The sequence below is a fragment of the Streptomyces sp. ISL-43 genome, assembly GCF_018614195.1.
Taxonomy (GTDB): Bacteria; Actinomycetota; Actinomycetes; order Streptomycetales; family Streptomycetaceae; genus Streptomyces.
In genome coordinates this window covers 1-15,195 of record NZ_JAGGOT010000068.1, presented here as the reverse complement: position 1 = coordinate 15,195, position 15,195 = coordinate 1, and the positions used below count along the sequence as shown (strand labels likewise).

The following is a 15,195-nucleotide window of genomic DNA, read 5'->3' as shown; positions in this document are numbered from 1 at the left end:
ATGGCGGGGAGGAGTCACGGCCAAGCGCTGCGCACGCGCCTCCGGGCCCGTGCTCCCGTACATCGGTACCGTCAGCGTGGCCCGCGACATGGAGGAGATGCGCCGGGCGCTCGGCGAGGAGAAGCTGAACTTCTTCGGCTTCTCCTACGGGACCCGCCTCGGAGCCGTCTACGCCGCACAGTTCCCGCAGCGCACCGGCCGCATGGTCCTCGACGGGGTCGACACCCTCTCCGAGCCGCTCACCGAGCAGGCACTGCTCTCCGCGGCCGGCCAGCAGCGGGCCCTGGACGGCTTCCTCACCTGGTGCGTCCACCGCGGTGACTGCGCCCTCGGCACGAACACCCGTACGGCCAGGGAGAAGGTGCAAACCCTCGTCGCCCGCTTGGACGAGGAGCCGCTGGCCGGCGCCTACGGGATGGCCTTCACCGGGCAGGACGTGGTCGAGGCCATCGGGACCGCCCTGTACTCGCCGAAAGTGTGGCCCGCACTCGCGGACGCGCTGAAGCTCCTCGAGCGCGACGGCGACCCGGTGGGCCTGATGCGGCTCGGCGGCCCGACCGAGCCGCCCCCGCCGCGGGACGACGGCGGCGGCGAGGTCCCCGCCGACAACGCCTCTGCCGCGCTCGTCGCCGTGAACTGCGCCGACGACCCCGACCGCGGCGACGCCAAGGCTTCTCCGGAGGCCGTCGCACGGGAGCTGGAGGCGCTCCAGCCGGTCTTCCTCGCCGCCTCGCCGCTCTTCGGGCCGCGCCAGCTGATGACGGTCCTGTCCTGTTACGGGCGCCCCGCCGGCACCGATTTCATCCGGAAGATCGACCGCCCGGCCGGCATCCCGCGCATGCTGCTCGTCGGGACCCGCGGCGACCCGGCGACCCCGTACGAGTGGACGGAGGAGACGGCGAAGCGGCTGGGCAACACCGTGGTCGTGGACTACAAGGGCGACGGCCACACCGGGTACGTGGCCTCGCCCTGCGTGCGCGGGTACGTGGACCACTTCCTGATCGACGGCCGCCTCCCGGCCGGGACGCGGTCCTGCCCCGCCGGGGAGTGAGGTCACTCCCGGCGGGGCGAAGAGCGGCGCGGTATCAGCAGTCGGGGTGCGCGGAGCGTCCGGCGAAGCGGTCCGCGAGCCAGTTCCCGGCCGCCAGGGACTGGGTGATCACCCCGCTGACGTGCTCGCCGATCCAGATCGTGTCGAACTCGACGTTCGCGCCCTTCGCGCACCAGTCGGAGCGCAGCCGGCTGCCGACGGCGTACGGGATGAGCTCGTCGCCGAGCGCGTGGTACTGGTACACGGGCGCGGCCGGGGCGGTGCGCCCGAGCCTGCTCTGGTTCAGGCGGGCCTGCCAGTCGGGCTGGTCGAGCGGGTTGCGGGTCGTCAGGTCGGAGATCCGCTTGAAGGAGCCGGCGATGGCGTCGATGGCGACGCAGTTCTCCTTCATGCCGGCCACCAGGGCCTTGCCCGCCGGGTTGAGGTAGGAGTCGAGCCTCAGCTCCGGGAAGGCAGCGTCCTGGCCGGCGGCGGCCATGAAGATGAGGCCGGAGCCGTAGGAGCCGTTGTTGAAGTCGGCCACCTTCATCAGGTCGGCCGGGACGCCGCCCGTCGCGGTGCCCTTGACCTGCAACTCCGGTGCGTAGGAGCCCTGCAGTTCGGCGGCCCAGCTGCTGGCCTGGCCGCCCTGGGAGTAGCCCATGATGCCGACCGGGGTGTTCGCGGACAGCCCGGCCTCGGGGAGGCGGGTCGCGGCGCGGGCGGCGTCGAGCATGGCGTGGCCGGCGGAGGGGCCGACGGTGTAGGTGTGGACGCCGGGGGTGCCGAGGCCCTCGTAGTCGGTGACGACGACGGCCCAGCCGCGCAGGGTGAGCTGCTGGATGAGGTTGGCCTCCATGGCGGTGCCGTACGGGAGGTTGTTGCTCGGCGCGCAGGAGTCGCCCATGCCGACGGTGCCGACGGCGTAGGTGATCAGCGGGCGCGGGCCGGTACGGCCGTCCTGCGGGACGACGACGGTGCCGGAGACGACGTTCGGGGCGCCGTCGGCGGTCGTCGAGTTGTAGTGGATCTTCCAGGCCTTGGTGTGGGTGGGCTGGCCGGGGAGCGGGTGGAACGCGGACGGCGCGCTGCTCACGATGTCGCCGGGGCGGGGGGCCTGGCCGGCCTCGCCGTCCGCTCGGGCGGTGGTGGCGGGGATCGCGGCCGAGAGGGCCAGGGCGGCCACGGCGGCGAGGGCTGAACTTCGGATGCGCATGGGGCGGCTCTCCCGATGGGTCCGGTGGGGGTAGGTGAGGAGAACGTAGTGACCGACCGGTAGGAACGTCGCTGACCGCACAGCTCACCTTTCCTGACCCGGGACCTCACTTCCCGACCGTGGACCGCGTTTCCCGGCCCGGGGGGCACTCACGAACCGGATGAGCATCGTCCACCTCGCCGCCCTCGGGGTGGCCGCCCTGGGTGTCCTGGGGGTGCCGGCCTCCGCCCTGGCTTCGGCGGCCCCCCGGCGCGGCCGCACGGCCTGATCCCGCCCCCTACGCCTCCGGGCTCCCCGACGCCACGCGGTAGGCCCCCGGCGTCGTCCCCGTCCACCGCCGGAACGCCCGGTGGAAGGCGGTGTCCTCCGAGAAGCCGAGGCGGGCGGCGAGCTCCGCGATGGGCTCGCCGCTCTCCGCCAGCCCCGCGATCGCCGCGTCCCGCCGCACGTGGTCCTTCAGCTGCTGGAAGGAGGTCCCCTCCTGCCGCAGCCGCCGCCGCAGCGTCGCCGGCGACACCGCCAGGCGCCCCGCCACCTCCCCGAGCTCCGGCAGCCGCGGCGAGCTCCGCAGCGCCTGTGTCAAGGTCCGGCGGACCTGCTCCGCGACCGTGGTCCCGTACGCCGGCCGCGAGAGCAGGTCGAAGGGAGCCCGGCGCAGCATCGCGTCGAGCGCGGCCTCGTCGCGCACGAGCGGGGCGGTCAGCCAGTGCGCGTCGAAGGCGACGGCCGCGCCGGTGCGCGCCTCGCCGAAGCGGACCGGGCAGTCGAAGAGGATCTCGTACTCGGCCTCGTGGGGCGGCGCCGGATACGCGAAGGACGCGTGCGCGAGCGGGATGCGCCGCCCGATCAGCCAGCTGCTCAGCCGGTGCCAGATGGCGAGCACGCACTCCGTGAGGAAGCGCTCCTCGTCGCGCGCGAAATCGTTGCGGACGGTGAACCGCGCCTGCCCGCCCTCGACTTCGAGCGCCAGCTCCGGCCCGCCCGGGAACAGTCCGTAGAAGGCGGCGGACCGCTCCACCGCCGCGCCGAGGTCCGGGCAGCCCAGCGCCGCGTAACACATCATCGCGAAGGTCCCGGGCCTGCTCGGCACGGACGACAGGCCCAGGAACTCGTCCTGCGTGACCCGGTACAGCGCCCGGAACAGCCGCGCGAACTGCGCCGGAGTGATGCGCGCCCGGTCGTCGCCGAGCAGCAGCGGCGGAATCTGCGCCTCCTGGAGCAGCGGCACGGTGTCGATGCCGCTTACGCGCGCGCCCGCGAGCACGGCGCGCACGTGGTGCACGGTGATCGTCCGCCTCCCCATGGCTCTGACGGTAGCCGCATTGAGCGCTGCGGTCAGCGGGGGTGACGCTTCCGGTCATGCCGCGGACACCACCGCGGTGCCTAGCGTCATCGGTACGACCCGAGGGGAGGCGAGCCCGATGAGCGCGATGGACGAGGCCGTGAGGCCGCGCACGCTGGCGGTGTTCACGGAGTGGACGGGCGAGCGGTACGCGGCGGAGACCGCGCTGCGGCACAAGGCGGCGGAGGGCGGCTGGTCGACGGTCACCTACGGACAACTGCGCGACCGGGTAAGGGAGTCCGGGCGCGCGCTGCTCGGCCTCGGGGTGGCCGCCGGGGAACGGGTCGCGGTGCTCGCGGAGACCCGCCCGGAGTGGACGTACACCCACTTCGGGGTGCTGGCGGCGGGCGCGGTCCTGGTGCCCGTGTACCCGACGGCGGGGGAGGCGGAGCTCGCCTGGGTGCTCTCGGACTCGGAGGCGGTGGCCGTCGTCTGCGACGACGCGGCGCAGACGGCGCGGGTGGAGGCGCTGCGGGGGAAGCTGCCGGGGCTGCGCGCGGTAGTGGCGATGGACGAGCTGCGATCGCTCCCCGGGGCCGCCCCGGAGGCCGAACTCCTCGCCCGGGCCGCGGCGGTGGACCCCGCCGCCGACGCCTCGATCGTCTACACCTCGGGCACCACGGGCCTGCCGAAGGGCTGCCGCCTCACGCACGGCAACCTGGGCGCGATCCAGGACGCCACGCTCCCGCTGGTCAGGGGCGGCCCGGGCGACTCCACGTACCTCTACCTCCCCCTGGCCCACCTGCTGGCCCAGCTGATCCAGTACACGACCCTCCTGGAGGGCGGCGAGCTCTGCTACTTCGGCGGCCGGATCGAGGACGTCATCGGCGAGCTGGCCGAGGCCCGGCCCACGCACCTGCCGTCCGTGCCGCGATTGTTCGAGAAGCTCCACTCGGTGGTCCTCTCCCTGGCGGAGGCCCAGGAGGGCGGCGCCGACCGTTTCGGCGAGGCGGTCCGCCTGGGGCTCCTGGCCGCGGAAGGCCGCCTGCCGGCCGAGTCCCGCGAGGCGTACGAGGCGGCCGAGAAGTCCCTGTACTCCCTGGTCAGGGGCGCGTTCGGCGGCAGGCTGAAGTGGGCGCTGACGGGCGGGGCGCCGATCGCCCCGGCCACGCTCCACTTCCTACGGGCCTGCGGGATCGCGGTGTTCGAGGGCTACGGGATGACGGAGTCGGCCGGGGTTATCAGCCTGAACCACCCGGCCGGGGTCCGCTACGGCTCGGTGGGCCGGCCGATCGAGGGGTGCGAGGTCCGCATCGCGGAGGACGGCGAGGTCCTGGCGCGGGGCCCGATGATCTTCCCGGGGTACCACGCGAACGCGGCGGCGACGGCGCAGGCGCTGGATCCGGAGGGCTGGCTGCACACCGGGGACCTCGGCGAACTGGACGCCGACGGCTACCTCTCCATCACCGGCCGCAAGAAGGAGCTGATCATCACCTCGGCGGGCAAGAACATCACCCCCACCGAGCTGGAGTTCGCCATCCAGCGCTCCCGCTACGTCTCCCGCGCGGTCATGATCGGCGACCGCCGCCCCCACCCGGTGGCCCTGATCACCTTGGACGCGGAGGAGATCGCCGCCTGGGCGGCGCGCGAGTCGGTGACTCCGGACCCCGTGTGCCCGGGGGCCCACCCGGCGGTCCGGGCCCTCATCGAGGAGGCAGTCGCCTCGGCCAACGCGACGGTCTCGCGCCCGGCCCGCGTCCGCGCGTTCCGCATCCTGGCCGAGGAGTTCACGGTGGACGCGGGCACCCTGACCCCGACGCTGAAACTGCGCCGCCGGGCGGTGGCCGAGCGGTACGCGGGGGAGATCGAGGAGCTGTACGCGCAGGGCTCCGCGAGGGCGGTGCGGGCGGGCGGCGGCGATGCGGGGAAGCCCGCGTTCCGCCGCGTGCCGCGTCAAGCGGAATGAGTAAATGATCATCACTAAGTCGAAATGGTCCAATCCCTACGTGGCCGGTCGAGCCCGCCCTACACTTCGAGCCGTCAACGCCAAAAAGAGCCAGGGGGGCGAAATATGGCGGCTAGTAATTCGACGGTCCAAGTGCGTGTTCAGGAAGGTGTGCTGTGGGTCGACGGTGAGGCATATCCGTTGCACAACATCTCCCATGTCGGGCAGCGCGTATTGGAGGTCGACAAGGGAGCGGCCTGGAGGAGGTTCATCGGCCGGGCCTTCCTCTGCCTCGTCATCGGCGCAGTCGCGGCGGCCATCTTCGGGAACGTCGCCGGGTTCCTGGCGGTCGTCGTCTTCGGCCTGCTGATCTGGCAGCTCGTCAAGGTGATCGGCAGGCCCCCGGTGTACGGCCTGGTCCTCAACACCTCCGGCACCCAGCGCGATGCCGTGTGGTCCCTGGACCACAGCGAGATCCAGAACCTCGTCTTCGAGATCACGAAAGCCATCGGCCGGCCGGACGCCGCCCCGGTGACGATCAACATCAAGGAAGCGGTCATGGGGGACCAGATCAAGCAGTACGGACCCGGAAGCATCGGCTTCGCCGAGCACAGTGGCTCCGGCGACATCAGGGGAGGCCGGTGATGGGCGGCGACCAGTACGCGCAGTACGGGGCCGGGAGCATCGGCAAGGCCTCGCACACGGGCTCCGGAGACATCGTGGCCGGAGGCAAATACGTCGGCGGATCGACGCCGGACGTCTCGGCCGTGGAGAAACTCCTCGAAGAAGTCCAGGCGATGAGGCAACACCTGGACGACAGCGACCGCGCGGACGTGGACGCCGCGGTGGCGGAGATCCAGGCGAATCCCTCCGAGGAGAGATTCAAGAAACTGCTCCGGACGTTCTCCGGAATCGCGACGGTCATCGGAGAAGCCGGAGTTCCCGTGATCACCGCCGTCAAGGCGCTGCTGGGCTGAGCCGGAAACGGAAGGAAGGGGGTCACGCCGAGTGGCCCCCTGCTTTCGACGCGACGCGCCCGCGCCGCTACCGTTCGAGGTTTTCCGCGATCAGTTTCCCGAAGGCGTCCGGGGTGATCGAGTCGATGCCCTGGCCGGAGTTGACCGTGATCTTCTTGCCGTTGACGGAGACATCCGGAGTGCCCTGCATGTTCTGGTCGTAGAAGGCCCGGCCGACCTTGTCGACCCACGGCATGTAGGTGAGCTCCTTGACCGCCTGGTTGAAGGCGGGCGTGCGCAGGCCCGGGACCTGGTCCGCGAGGTCCAGCAGGGTGGCCGTGGAGCCGAACTTGTCGTCCGACTCGTTCTCCGGGTGGTTCTTGTAGAGCACTTGGAGGTAGTCCATGAACTTCTCCGGGCTCTCGTTCACCGCCGCGCCCAGGGCGTTGACCGCGCGCTTGGAGCCCTTGCCGCCGCCCAGCGCCTTGTCCAGGAACGTGGCGAAGTGGTATTCGACCCGGTATGTGCCCGCGTCCGCCTGCTCCTTGAAGGTCTGACCGAGGCCGATCTCGACGCCCGCGCAGTAGGGGCAGCGCGGATCGAGCCAGACGGAGAGGACGTTCTTCGCGTCGGCCTTGCCGTACGGGATCACGATCCCGTCCTTGCCGGTGGTGTGGGCCGGCTGGACGAACGGCTTGCCGGCAAGGATAAAGATCGCAGAGCGGTCAAGTAGGTGCCATTGGGAGGTATGGGGCAGGGACTTAAGGCCTTGGTTCATTTGTGGACAAGGGACCGGCGAAGACGAGACGAATGGTGGGAGACATCTCCCGGGGGGACGGTGAGTCGGGTCGGAAGACCTGATAGACAGTTAACCTCCACGGCCCGATCGGCCGTACGCGTACCAGATGTGACGTATTTACGTTTTACGGGGGCCCGGATCGGCCGCCTTGGGGGGATCGCCGCACTGTGAAGCCACTTCACCGTCACCTCGTCAACACCTCGCGCAAAGTCATGTGCACGGCCGCCCTCGCGGCCAGCCTGACGACCGCGGCGGTCGTGACCAACACGCCGATAGCGGGCGCCGGGGAGGCCGAACCGACCCCCGACAGCCCGCAGGCCACCGACCGCGGTGACGCCCGGCTGGATCTGCCCGACCTCGTCGCGGACCCGCCGCCTCCCCCCGGCGCCACCAGCCCCGAAGGGGCCGTCGCCGGCATACCCATGACCGCCATCGACGCCTACAAGCGCGCCGAGGTCTCGGTCGCCGCCGCGCTGCCCGGCTGCAAGCTGCCCTGGCAACTGCTCGCGGGCATAGGCAGGACCGAGTCCGTGCACGCCTCCGGCTACGGGCTCAAGGCGGACGGGTACACCGAGAAGCCGATCCGCGGACCGCGCCTGGACGGCAACGGCTTCGCCGAGATCAGGGACACCGACAAGGGCGAGTGGGACGCGGACGCCGTGTACGACCGCGCGGTCGGCCCGATGCAGTTCATCCCCTCCACCTGGTCGACGTGGGGCGCCGACGGCAACGGCGACGGCAAGCGCGACCCGAACAACATCTACGACGCGGCGCTGGGCGCGGGCCTCTACCTCTGCGCCGGCGGGCGGAACCTCTCCGACGCGGGGCACCTGGACAAGGCGATCCTCAGCTACAACAACTCGCGCGAGTACGTGAACACCGTGCTCGGGTACATGCGGCAGTACCAGGCCGGAGACGGCGCGGCCGCGGTGCCGAACCCGCCCGCCGGGAACTACCCGACCCCGACGCCCACCCCGACTCCGACGCCGACTCCCACGCCGACGCCGACGCCGACGCCGACGCCGACTCCCACCCCGACGCCCACCCCGACTCCCACGCCGACTCCGACTCCCACCCCGACTCCGACTCCGCACCTGGCCAAGCTGGAGGCGGTCGGCGCCACCGAGCTCACGGCCGAGGCCGGGACCGTGTTCGCCCAGGCTCCGCAGATCAAGGCCGTGCTGAGCGACGGCAAGCCGGCCGCCGACCAGGCCGTCGTGCTGTCGGTCGAGGAGGACACCACCGGCGGGACCGTCTTCGAGGCCACCGGCAAGGACTTCGCCGTGGTCCGCACCGACGCCCAGGGCCTGGTGACCGTCCCGAAGCTCAAGGCGGGTGCCAAGGCGGGCACGTTCGTCCTGCGCGGCACGGGCTACGTCACCGCGGGCGAGGCCACCGTGAGGTTCGCGGGCAAGGTCACCCCGGCCAAGCCGGTACCCGTCCCGGAGGCGGACCTGCTGGTCCGCAGCGACGCGGACGCCGAGAAGCCGATCGTGGCGGTGACCGGGACCGAGATCACGGGCGTGCAGTTCCTGGCGACGGCGAAGGGCGACGCGGTCGCCGGTGCGAAGGCCACGGCCGGGCTCGGGACGAAGGACAAGGACGGGAAGTGGGTCCCCGCGGACCCGGCGACGGCGGGTACGACGCCGTACTTCCTGGACAAGGACGGCAAGAAGCTGACGGTGCTGGAGCTGGCGGCGACGGGGGCGGACGGCAAGAGCGCCCTGCCGGAGCTGTCCACGACGGGCGTCGCCCCGGGCAAGTACACCCTCCGCGTCCGGATCTCGGAGAAGGTCGAACTCTTCCTGGAGCTCACGATCACCCCGAAGCCGACCACGGACCCGACGCCCGACCCGAAGGCGTAACCCCCGGGGCGGGGGCCCCGCCCCGGGATCCGCCCCCGCCTACGGCAAAGCGCCCCCCGGCACCGTTCAACGGCGCCGGGGGGCGCTGCCGTAGGCCCGGTCCGACGATCCGGCCAGGACAAAGGCAGGAGCCCCGTCGACTCCGCTCGCACGGAGAAGACAGGGCTCCTTGGGTACTGCTTATCCAACCGCGATTGGTTGGCCCAGGCGACTAGGCCGGGGTGACGTTCTCCGCCTGCGGGCCCTTCGGACCCTGGGTGACGTCGAAGTTCACCAGCTGGTTCTCCTCAAGGGAGCGGAAACCAGCGGCGTTGATCGCGGAGTAGTGGACGAAGACATCCGGGCCGCCGCCGTCCTGGGCGATGAAGCCGAAGCCCTTTTCAGCGTTGAACCACTTGACGGTTCCGGTAGCCATGAGCCCTCCTATGGGCCAAAGGGTCGCCCTGCTCCAGAACCTGCTAAGAAGTCTGAAAACTACAAAAGCCTGCGGGTCACATTCTCCGCAGGCCTCGTACTGCAAGGGAAACCAAACTGCAACTTGCGTCGAGCCTAGCACGCACCCTGCGGCCGAGACCAGAGGGAAAGATCACGTCACTCGGACGTTTGAGACCCGCCAGACGGCTGACGCCGACGCGGGGGCTAGTCTCGCGATGTGGACGTCTATCGCAGCCGGCCCCGTGTCGGCCACATTCAGTTCCTGAACTGCCTGCCTCTCTACTGGGGGCTGGCCAGAACCGGCACTCTGCTGGACCTGGAGCTGACCAAGGACACCCCCGAGAACCTCAGCGCCAGCCTCGTCCGGGGCGGCCTGGACATCGGGCCGATCACCCTCGTGGAGTTCCTCCGAAACTCCGACGACCTCGTCGCCTTCCCCGACCTCGCGGTCGGCTGCGACGGCCCCGTCATGTCCTGCGTGATCGTCTCGCAGGTGCCCCTGGACCAGCTGGACGGCGCCCGCGTCGCCCTCGGCTCGACCTCGCGGACGTCCGTACGCCTCGCCCAGCTGCTGCTCGCCGAGCAGTACGGGGTGCGGCCCGACTACTACACCTGCCCGCCCGACCTGGGGCTGATGATGCAGGAGGCGGACGCGGCGGTGCTCATCGGCGACGCGGCCCTGCGCGCCTCCCTGCACGACGCGCCCCGGCTCGGGCTCGCCGTCCACGACCTCGGGCTCATGTGGAAGGAGTGGACCGGCCTGCCGTTCGTCTTCGCCGTCTGGGCCGCCCGAAAGGACTACCTGGAGCGCGAGCCGCTCGTCGTGCGCAAGGTCCACGAGGCCTTCCTCGCCTCCCGTGACGTGTCCCTGGAGGAGGTCACCAAGGTCGCCGAGCAGGCGGCCCGCTGGGAGGCCTTCGACGCCGAACTGCTGGAGCGGTACTTCACGACCCTCGACTTCCGATTCGGCCCCGAGCAGCTCGCCGGCGTACGTGAATTCGCGCGGCGGACGGGACCGACGACGGGGTATGCGCCGGACGTGGCCGTGGAGCTTCTGGCGGCGACCGTCCCGGGGTATTAGCGCGTCTTATGGGTTTCGTCCTTTCCGTAGAGCGGAAAGGTGAATGCGGTGTTTACCGGGAATGCGTTCCCCTTTCACGCTCCCGGGAATGCGGGCATGCGGGCGGGATCGGCCGGGAGCACGATGGAGAAGGAGGCAGGACGCCTCCGGCGGCCGCGAGCGTGCCCACCCAGGGGGCCTTCGGAGCTCCGTCATGACCACTCGCAGAGTCGGACGGGACGTCAGCGTCCTGGGCGACGCCCTCGAAGCGCCCGGCCTCGGCTTCATCCCGGTCAACTCGTACGTCCTGCACGCACGGGAGCCCGTCGTCGTCGACACCGGCCTGGGCCTGCCCGACCGGGACTTCCTGGGGGCGCTGGCCGAGGCCATCGACCCCGCGGACGTCCGGTGGATCTGGCTGACCCACCCCGACCGCGACCACACCGGCGGGATCTTCGCCCTGCTGGAGGCGGCCCCGCAGGCCCGCGTGGTGACCACCTTCCTCGGCATGGGCGAGATGTCCACGGATCGGCCGCTGCCGATGGACCGCGTCCACCTGCTCAACCCGGGCCAGACCCTGGACGTGGGGGACCGCTCGCTGACCGCCTTCCGGCCGCCGCTCTTCGACAACCCCGCGACCGTGGGCTTCTACGACGACCGCTCGCGGGCCTGCTTCAGCTCCGACTGCTTCGGTTCGCCGCTGCCGGACGCGGACCTCGCGGCCGGCGGGGACGCCGGCGCGGTCGGCCCCGAGGAGCTGCGCGCCGGGCAGCTGCTCTGGGCGTCAGTCGACAGCCCCTGGGCGTCCCTCGTCGACCGGGAGAAGTTCCTCGCCACCGTCCGGCCGGTCAAGGAGATGGATCCCGAGTACGTCTTCTCCACGCACCTGCCGCCGGCCTCCGGGCTCGGACTCATCGCCCGGATGATCGACACGGTGGGCCTGGCCCCGGGACTCGACCCCTTCGTGGGCCCGGACCAGCGGGCCCTGGAACAGATGCTCGCCGGCTTCGAACCAACGGCTCTGCCCATGGGCGGCTTTCCCGACGGACCGCGCAGGCACTAGCCTCGCTTGATCAGCGAGAACCGAGTGGGTGGGCGGCGCAGCACGCGCTGACGGTGAGGGGACGGGTCATGCGAGTCCGGGTGACGGTCGTAGAGGGGGGCATACCCCCGCAGGACGTCGTGGTCGATGCGGACGAGTCGGCGACGGCCGGTGACGTGGCCCAGACGCTGGCCTCGGCCTTCGGTGTCGCCCGGTTCGCTCCGGGCGGCGCGGTGCGCGAGGTGGTGGTACCGCTGCACGGCGGTCACGCGCGGCAGGCGCCCGCCGGGCCGACCCTGTGGGCGGACGGGCAGCGCTGCGAGCCGGGGACCCCGGCCGCGCGGATCCTGCGCGACGGCATGCGGGTCTCGGTCGACGACGCGATCGGGCCCCTGCTGCGCCGGGGCGAACCCGCCGGCCGCTACGAACTGCGGATCGCCGCCGGTCCGGCCGCCGGCCGCGTGGTCCGCCTCGGCATCGGCACGGCCACCATCGGCTCCGCCCCCACCTGCACGGTGCCGGTGGCGGACGGCACACTGGCCCCCGTCGCCGCGCGCGTGACGATCGACGTCAAGGGCAACGCCACCCTCCAGGCCCAGGAGGGCGCGGGGGTCCTGCTGGACGGGGAGCAGGCCGAGGGGGTCCAGGCCTGGCCGGCGGGGGCCTTCGTACGGGCAGGGGACTCGCTGCTCGTACTCGACGCGGTCAGCGAGCCGGACGCGCACCTCTCCGCGACGGGCGAAGGCGGGCTCGCCTACAACCGTCCGCCCCGGCTGTCGCCGCTGCGGCCGCGGCCCCGGGTCGTCGTGCCCGTCATGCCGTCCAAGTCGGAGCGGGCCCGCTTCCAGATGATCGCGGCCTTCACCCCGATGATCTTCGGCCTGGTCATGTTCGCCGTCACCAAGCAGATCTACATGCTGCTCTTCTGCGCGATGACCCCGATGATGATGCTCGGGCAGTGGATCAGCGACAACCGCGAGGGCAAGAAGAAGAACAAGACCTCGGTCAAGCAGTACAAGAAGGACGTCGCCGCCTACGAAGCCGAGCTGGCCCGGCTCGGCAGGCAGGACCAGGCCCACCGGCGGGCCGACAGCCCCGACCCCGCCGAGATCCTGCTGTTCGCCACCGGACCGCGCCGGCGCCTGTGGGAGCGCAGGATCACCGACGTGGACGCCCTCCAGCTGCGGATCGGCGTCGGGACCCTCCCGGCCGACGTCGACCTGGCCATGGCCCGCGGCGGATACGCCGAGGACAAGCCGGACCTTCCCCTGCTGGCCGACGTACCGGTCACCCTGCCGTTCGCGGAACTCCGCGTCGTCGGAGTCGCCGGCGACCGCGCCCGTGCCCTCGCCACCGTGCGCTGGCTCGCCGTACAGGCCGCCGTGCTGCACAGCCCCCGCGACCTCTCGCTGGTCGTGCTGTCCTCCGTGCGCGAGGCGGGCGCCGACTGGGCCTGGGCCCACTGGCTTCCGCACGCCTCGCCCCAGCTCGGGCAGGACTGCGTCGCCCTGGTCGGATCCGACTCCGAGGCCATCACCCGCCGCGTGAACGAGCTGCTCAACGAGCTGACCCGGCGCAAGGCCGCCCGCGAGGACCACAGCTCGATGAGCGGCGGCATGGTCCCGGATCCGTTCGTCCTGCTGGTCCTCGACGGGGCGCGGCTCCTGCGCCGGGTGCCCGGAGTGCCGCAGCTGCTCCAGGAGGGGCCGGAGTACGGGATCTTCGCGCTCTGCCTGGACGAGGACGAGCGGGTGCTCCCCGAGGAGTGCTCGGCGGTCGTCGCGTGGACCTACGAGTCGCCGACGCGGGTGCGGCTGCGCGGCAGCGGGCTGGAGACCGTCGGCGAGGTGCTGGCCGACCAGGTCGGACCCGAGTGGTGCGAGCTGCTCGCCCGCTCCCTCGCGCCGGTGCGCGACGTGAGCCGCGACGACGCGGGCGGCGCCCTGCCGACGGCGGCCCGGCTGCTGAACCTCCTCGGCATGCCCGACCCGGCGGGCACCCACATCGAGAAGATCTGGCGGGCCGGAGGCTCGACGACCGCGGCGCCCATCGGCATCGCGGCCGACGGAACCTTCACCCTGGACATCCGGCGGGACGGGCCGCACGCCCTCATCGCCGGTACGACCGGCGCGGGCAAGTCCGAGCTGCTCCAGACGATCATCGCGTCGCTGGCCGTGGCCAACCGGCCGGACGCCCTCAACTTCGTCCTCATCGACTACAAGGGCGGCAGCGCCTTCATGGACTGCGCCCGCCTTCCGCACACCGTCGGCATGGTCAGCGACCTCGACGCCCACCTGACCGAACGGGCCCTGGCCTCGCTCGCCGCCGAACTCCACCACCGCGAGACGATCCTGTTCAACGCGGGCACGAAGGACATCGAGGACTACAACGACACCAGGAAGCTGCGCCCCGAGCTGGAGCCGATGCCCCGGCTGGTGCTGGTCATCGACGAGTTCGCCTCGCTGGTCGCCGAACTCCCCGACTTCATCGCCGGCCTCGTCGACATCGCGCGCCGCGGCCGTTCGCTGGGCGTGCACCTGATCCTCGCGACGCAGCGCCCGGCCGGTGTGGTCAGCGCGGACATCCGGGCCAACACCAACCTCCGCATCGCGCTGCGCGTGACCGACGGCACCGAGTCCCAGGACGTTATCGACGCCCCCGACTCCGGCGCCATCGCCAAGTCGACCCCGGGACGCGCCTTCGTCCGCTCCGGCGCGCAGTCCCTCGTGGGCGTGCAGTCCGCACGGATCGGTGGCCGGCGCCCGGCCACCGGGAACAGCGGCCCGAAGGCGAACCTGGTCCCGCTCGACTGGCAGTCGTACAGCCGTCCGCTGCCCAGGGTGGCCGACGCGAGCGACGACGGCACGATGGTCACCGACCTCGCCGTGCTCGTCGACGCCGTCCGGGCGGGCTCGGAGTCGATGGGCTTCCCGGCGCCGCGCAGCCCGTGGCTGGATCCGCTGCCCGAGCACGTGACGCTCCAGGACCTGCCCCAGGCGCCCGCTCAGCCCGCGCACGGAGACGTCCCGCCGATCGGATACGCGCTCACCGACCTCCCGGCGCAGCAGGCCCGTGCGGCGTTCGGACTCGACCTGGTGGGCGGCGAGCACACCATGCTGGCCGGCGGTGCCCGCTCGGGACGGTCCACGGCCCTGCGCACGCTGGCCGGCGCGCTGGCGCGCGCCACCGACCCGGGCGACGTGCACGTGTACGGGATCGACTGCGGGTCGAACGCCCTGCTGCCCCTCGTACGGCTGCCGCACGTCGGCGCCGTGGTCAACCGTGACGAGCCGGACCGGGTGCGGCGGCTCATCGACCGCCTGCTGAAGGAGATCAGCAGGCGTCAGCAGCTGCTCGCCATGGAAGGGGCGTCGAGCGCGGCCGAACAGCGGGCGGCGGCCGCTCCGGAGGACCGCCTTCCGTGGATGGTCCTGCTGCTGGACAGCTGGGAGGGCTTCGTCTCGTCCTTCGAGGCCTACAACTACGGCCAGCTGATCGAGATGGTCCAGCGGATCTTCCGCGAGGGTTCGGCGGTGGGCCTCAAGGTGGTCATGACGGCCGACCG

Annotated in this window: 12 protein-coding genes; 8 read left to right on the top strand and 4 right to left on the bottom strand. The window is 71.8% G+C overall.

The window, feature by feature from the left end; genetic code table 11:
• A partial coding sequence (locus J7F03_RS33425; RefSeq protein ID WP_214956189.1) for an alpha/beta hydrolase occupies nt 1-1,051 on the top strand: 1,051 nt, incomplete at its 5' end.
• A 34-nt stretch (nt 1,052-1,085) separates the two neighbouring features.
• Here the strand turns inward: J7F03_RS33425 and J7F03_RS33420 are convergent.
• Both J7F03_RS33420 and J7F03_RS33415 read right to left on the bottom strand, forming a co-directional pair.
• Nucleotides 1,086-2,246, bottom strand: coding sequence for a lipase family protein (locus J7F03_RS33420; RefSeq protein WP_214956186.1), 1,161 nt, complete (start codon nt 2,244-2,246; stop codon nt 1,086-1,088).
• A 277-nt stretch (nt 2,247-2,523) separates the two neighbouring features.
• Nucleotides 2,524-3,549, bottom strand: a complete 1,026-nt coding sequence (locus tag J7F03_RS33415; RefSeq protein WP_214956184.1) for an AraC family transcriptional regulator — start codon at nt 3,547-3,549, stop codon at nt 2,524-2,526.
• 118 nt (nt 3,550-3,667) lie between these two features.
• Between J7F03_RS33415 and J7F03_RS33410 the strand changes: the two genes are divergently transcribed.
• From J7F03_RS33410 to J7F03_RS33400, 3 genes are all read left to right on the top strand, one after another.
• Complete coding sequence (locus J7F03_RS33410) at nt 3,668-5,494, top strand: long-chain fatty acid--CoA ligase (RefSeq protein ID WP_251072883.1); 1,827 nt, start codon at nt 3,668-3,670, stop codon at nt 5,492-5,494.
• 132 nt (nt 5,495-5,626) lie between these two features.
• Nucleotides 5,627-6,118, top strand: a complete 492-nt coding sequence (locus J7F03_RS33405) for a DUF6232 family protein (protein WP_308380064.1) — start codon at nt 5,627-5,629, stop codon at nt 6,116-6,118.
• Nucleotides 6,118-6,450, top strand: a complete 333-nt coding sequence (locus J7F03_RS33400; RefSeq protein WP_214956180.1) for a hypothetical protein — start codon at nt 6,118-6,120, stop codon at nt 6,448-6,450. Before J7F03_RS33405 ends, J7F03_RS33400 begins: the two co-directional genes overlap by 1 nt.
• Nucleotides 6,451-6,517: 67 nt before the next feature.
• Here the strand turns inward: J7F03_RS33400 and J7F03_RS33395 are convergent, their stop codons facing one another.
• Nucleotides 6,518-7,207 (bottom strand): thioredoxin domain-containing protein, encoded by a 690-nt coding sequence (locus J7F03_RS33395; RefSeq protein WP_214956178.1) that lies wholly within the window; start codon nt 7,205-7,207, stop codon nt 6,518-6,520.
• A gap of 188 nt (nt 7,208-7,395) precedes the next feature.
• Here J7F03_RS33395 and J7F03_RS33390 point away from each other — a divergent pair, with 188 nt between their 5' ends.
• Complete coding sequence (locus tag J7F03_RS33390) at nt 7,396-9,093, top strand: lytic transglycosylase domain-containing protein (protein WP_308380063.1); 1,698 nt, start codon at nt 7,396-7,398, stop codon at nt 9,091-9,093.
• 211 nt (nt 9,094-9,304) lie between these two features.
• Here J7F03_RS33390 and J7F03_RS33385 read toward each other — a convergent pair whose 3' ends face one another.
• Complete coding sequence (locus tag J7F03_RS33385; protein ID WP_112451444.1) at nt 9,305-9,508, bottom strand: cold-shock protein; 204 nt, start codon at nt 9,506-9,508, stop codon at nt 9,305-9,307.
• A 237-nt stretch (nt 9,509-9,745) separates the two neighbouring features.
• On the opposite strand from J7F03_RS33385, the gene J7F03_RS33380 reads away from it, so the two are divergent.
• The 3 genes from J7F03_RS33380 to J7F03_RS33370 form a co-directional block, all read left to right on the top strand.
• Nucleotides 9,746-10,609 carry a menaquinone biosynthetic enzyme MqnA/MqnD family protein gene (locus J7F03_RS33380; protein WP_214956176.1) on the top strand — a complete coding sequence of 288 codons (864 nt, stop codon included), beginning with the start codon at nt 9,746-9,748 and terminating at the stop codon, nt 10,607-10,609.
• A gap of 193 nt (nt 10,610-10,802) precedes the next feature.
• The gene (locus J7F03_RS33375; RefSeq protein ID WP_214956174.1) at nt 10,803-11,651 is read left to right on the top strand and encodes an MBL fold metallo-hydrolase; all 849 of its coding nucleotides are present in this window, start codon (nt 10,803-10,805) and stop codon (nt 11,649-11,651) included.
• A 68-nt stretch (nt 11,652-11,719) separates the two neighbouring features.
• On the top strand, nt 11,720-15,195 hold a 3,476-nt coding region (locus J7F03_RS33370; protein WP_214956172.1), incomplete at its 3' end, for an FtsK/SpoIIIE domain-containing protein.

What these genes read in the sequence shown, in the direction of transcription:
- J7F03_RS33420 (WP_214956186.1), bottom strand. Translation starts at nt 2,246, where the DNA reads ATGCGCATCCGAAGTTCAGCCCTCGCCGCCGTGGCCGCCCTGGCCCTC.
- J7F03_RS33415 (WP_214956184.1), bottom strand. Translation starts at nt 3,549, where the DNA reads ATGGGGAGGCGGACGATCACCGTGCACCACGTGCGCGCCGTGCTCGCG.
- J7F03_RS33410 (WP_251072883.1), top strand. Translation starts at nt 3,668, where the DNA reads ATGAGCGCGATGGACGAGGCCGTGAGGCCGCGCACGCTGGCGGTGTTC.
- J7F03_RS33400 (WP_214956180.1), top strand. Translation starts at nt 6,118, where the DNA reads ATGGGCGGCGACCAGTACGCGCAGTACGGGGCCGGGAGCATCGGCAAG.
- J7F03_RS33395 (WP_214956178.1), bottom strand. Translation starts at nt 7,207, where the DNA reads ATGAACCAAGGCCTTAAGTCCCTGCCCCATACCTCCCAATGGCACCTA.
- J7F03_RS33385 (WP_112451444.1), bottom strand. Translation starts at nt 9,508, where the DNA reads ATGGCTACCGGAACCGTCAAGTGGTTCAACGCTGAAAAGGGCTTCGGC.
- J7F03_RS33375 (WP_214956174.1), top strand. Translation starts at nt 10,803, where the DNA reads ATGACCACTCGCAGAGTCGGACGGGACGTCAGCGTCCTGGGCGACGCC.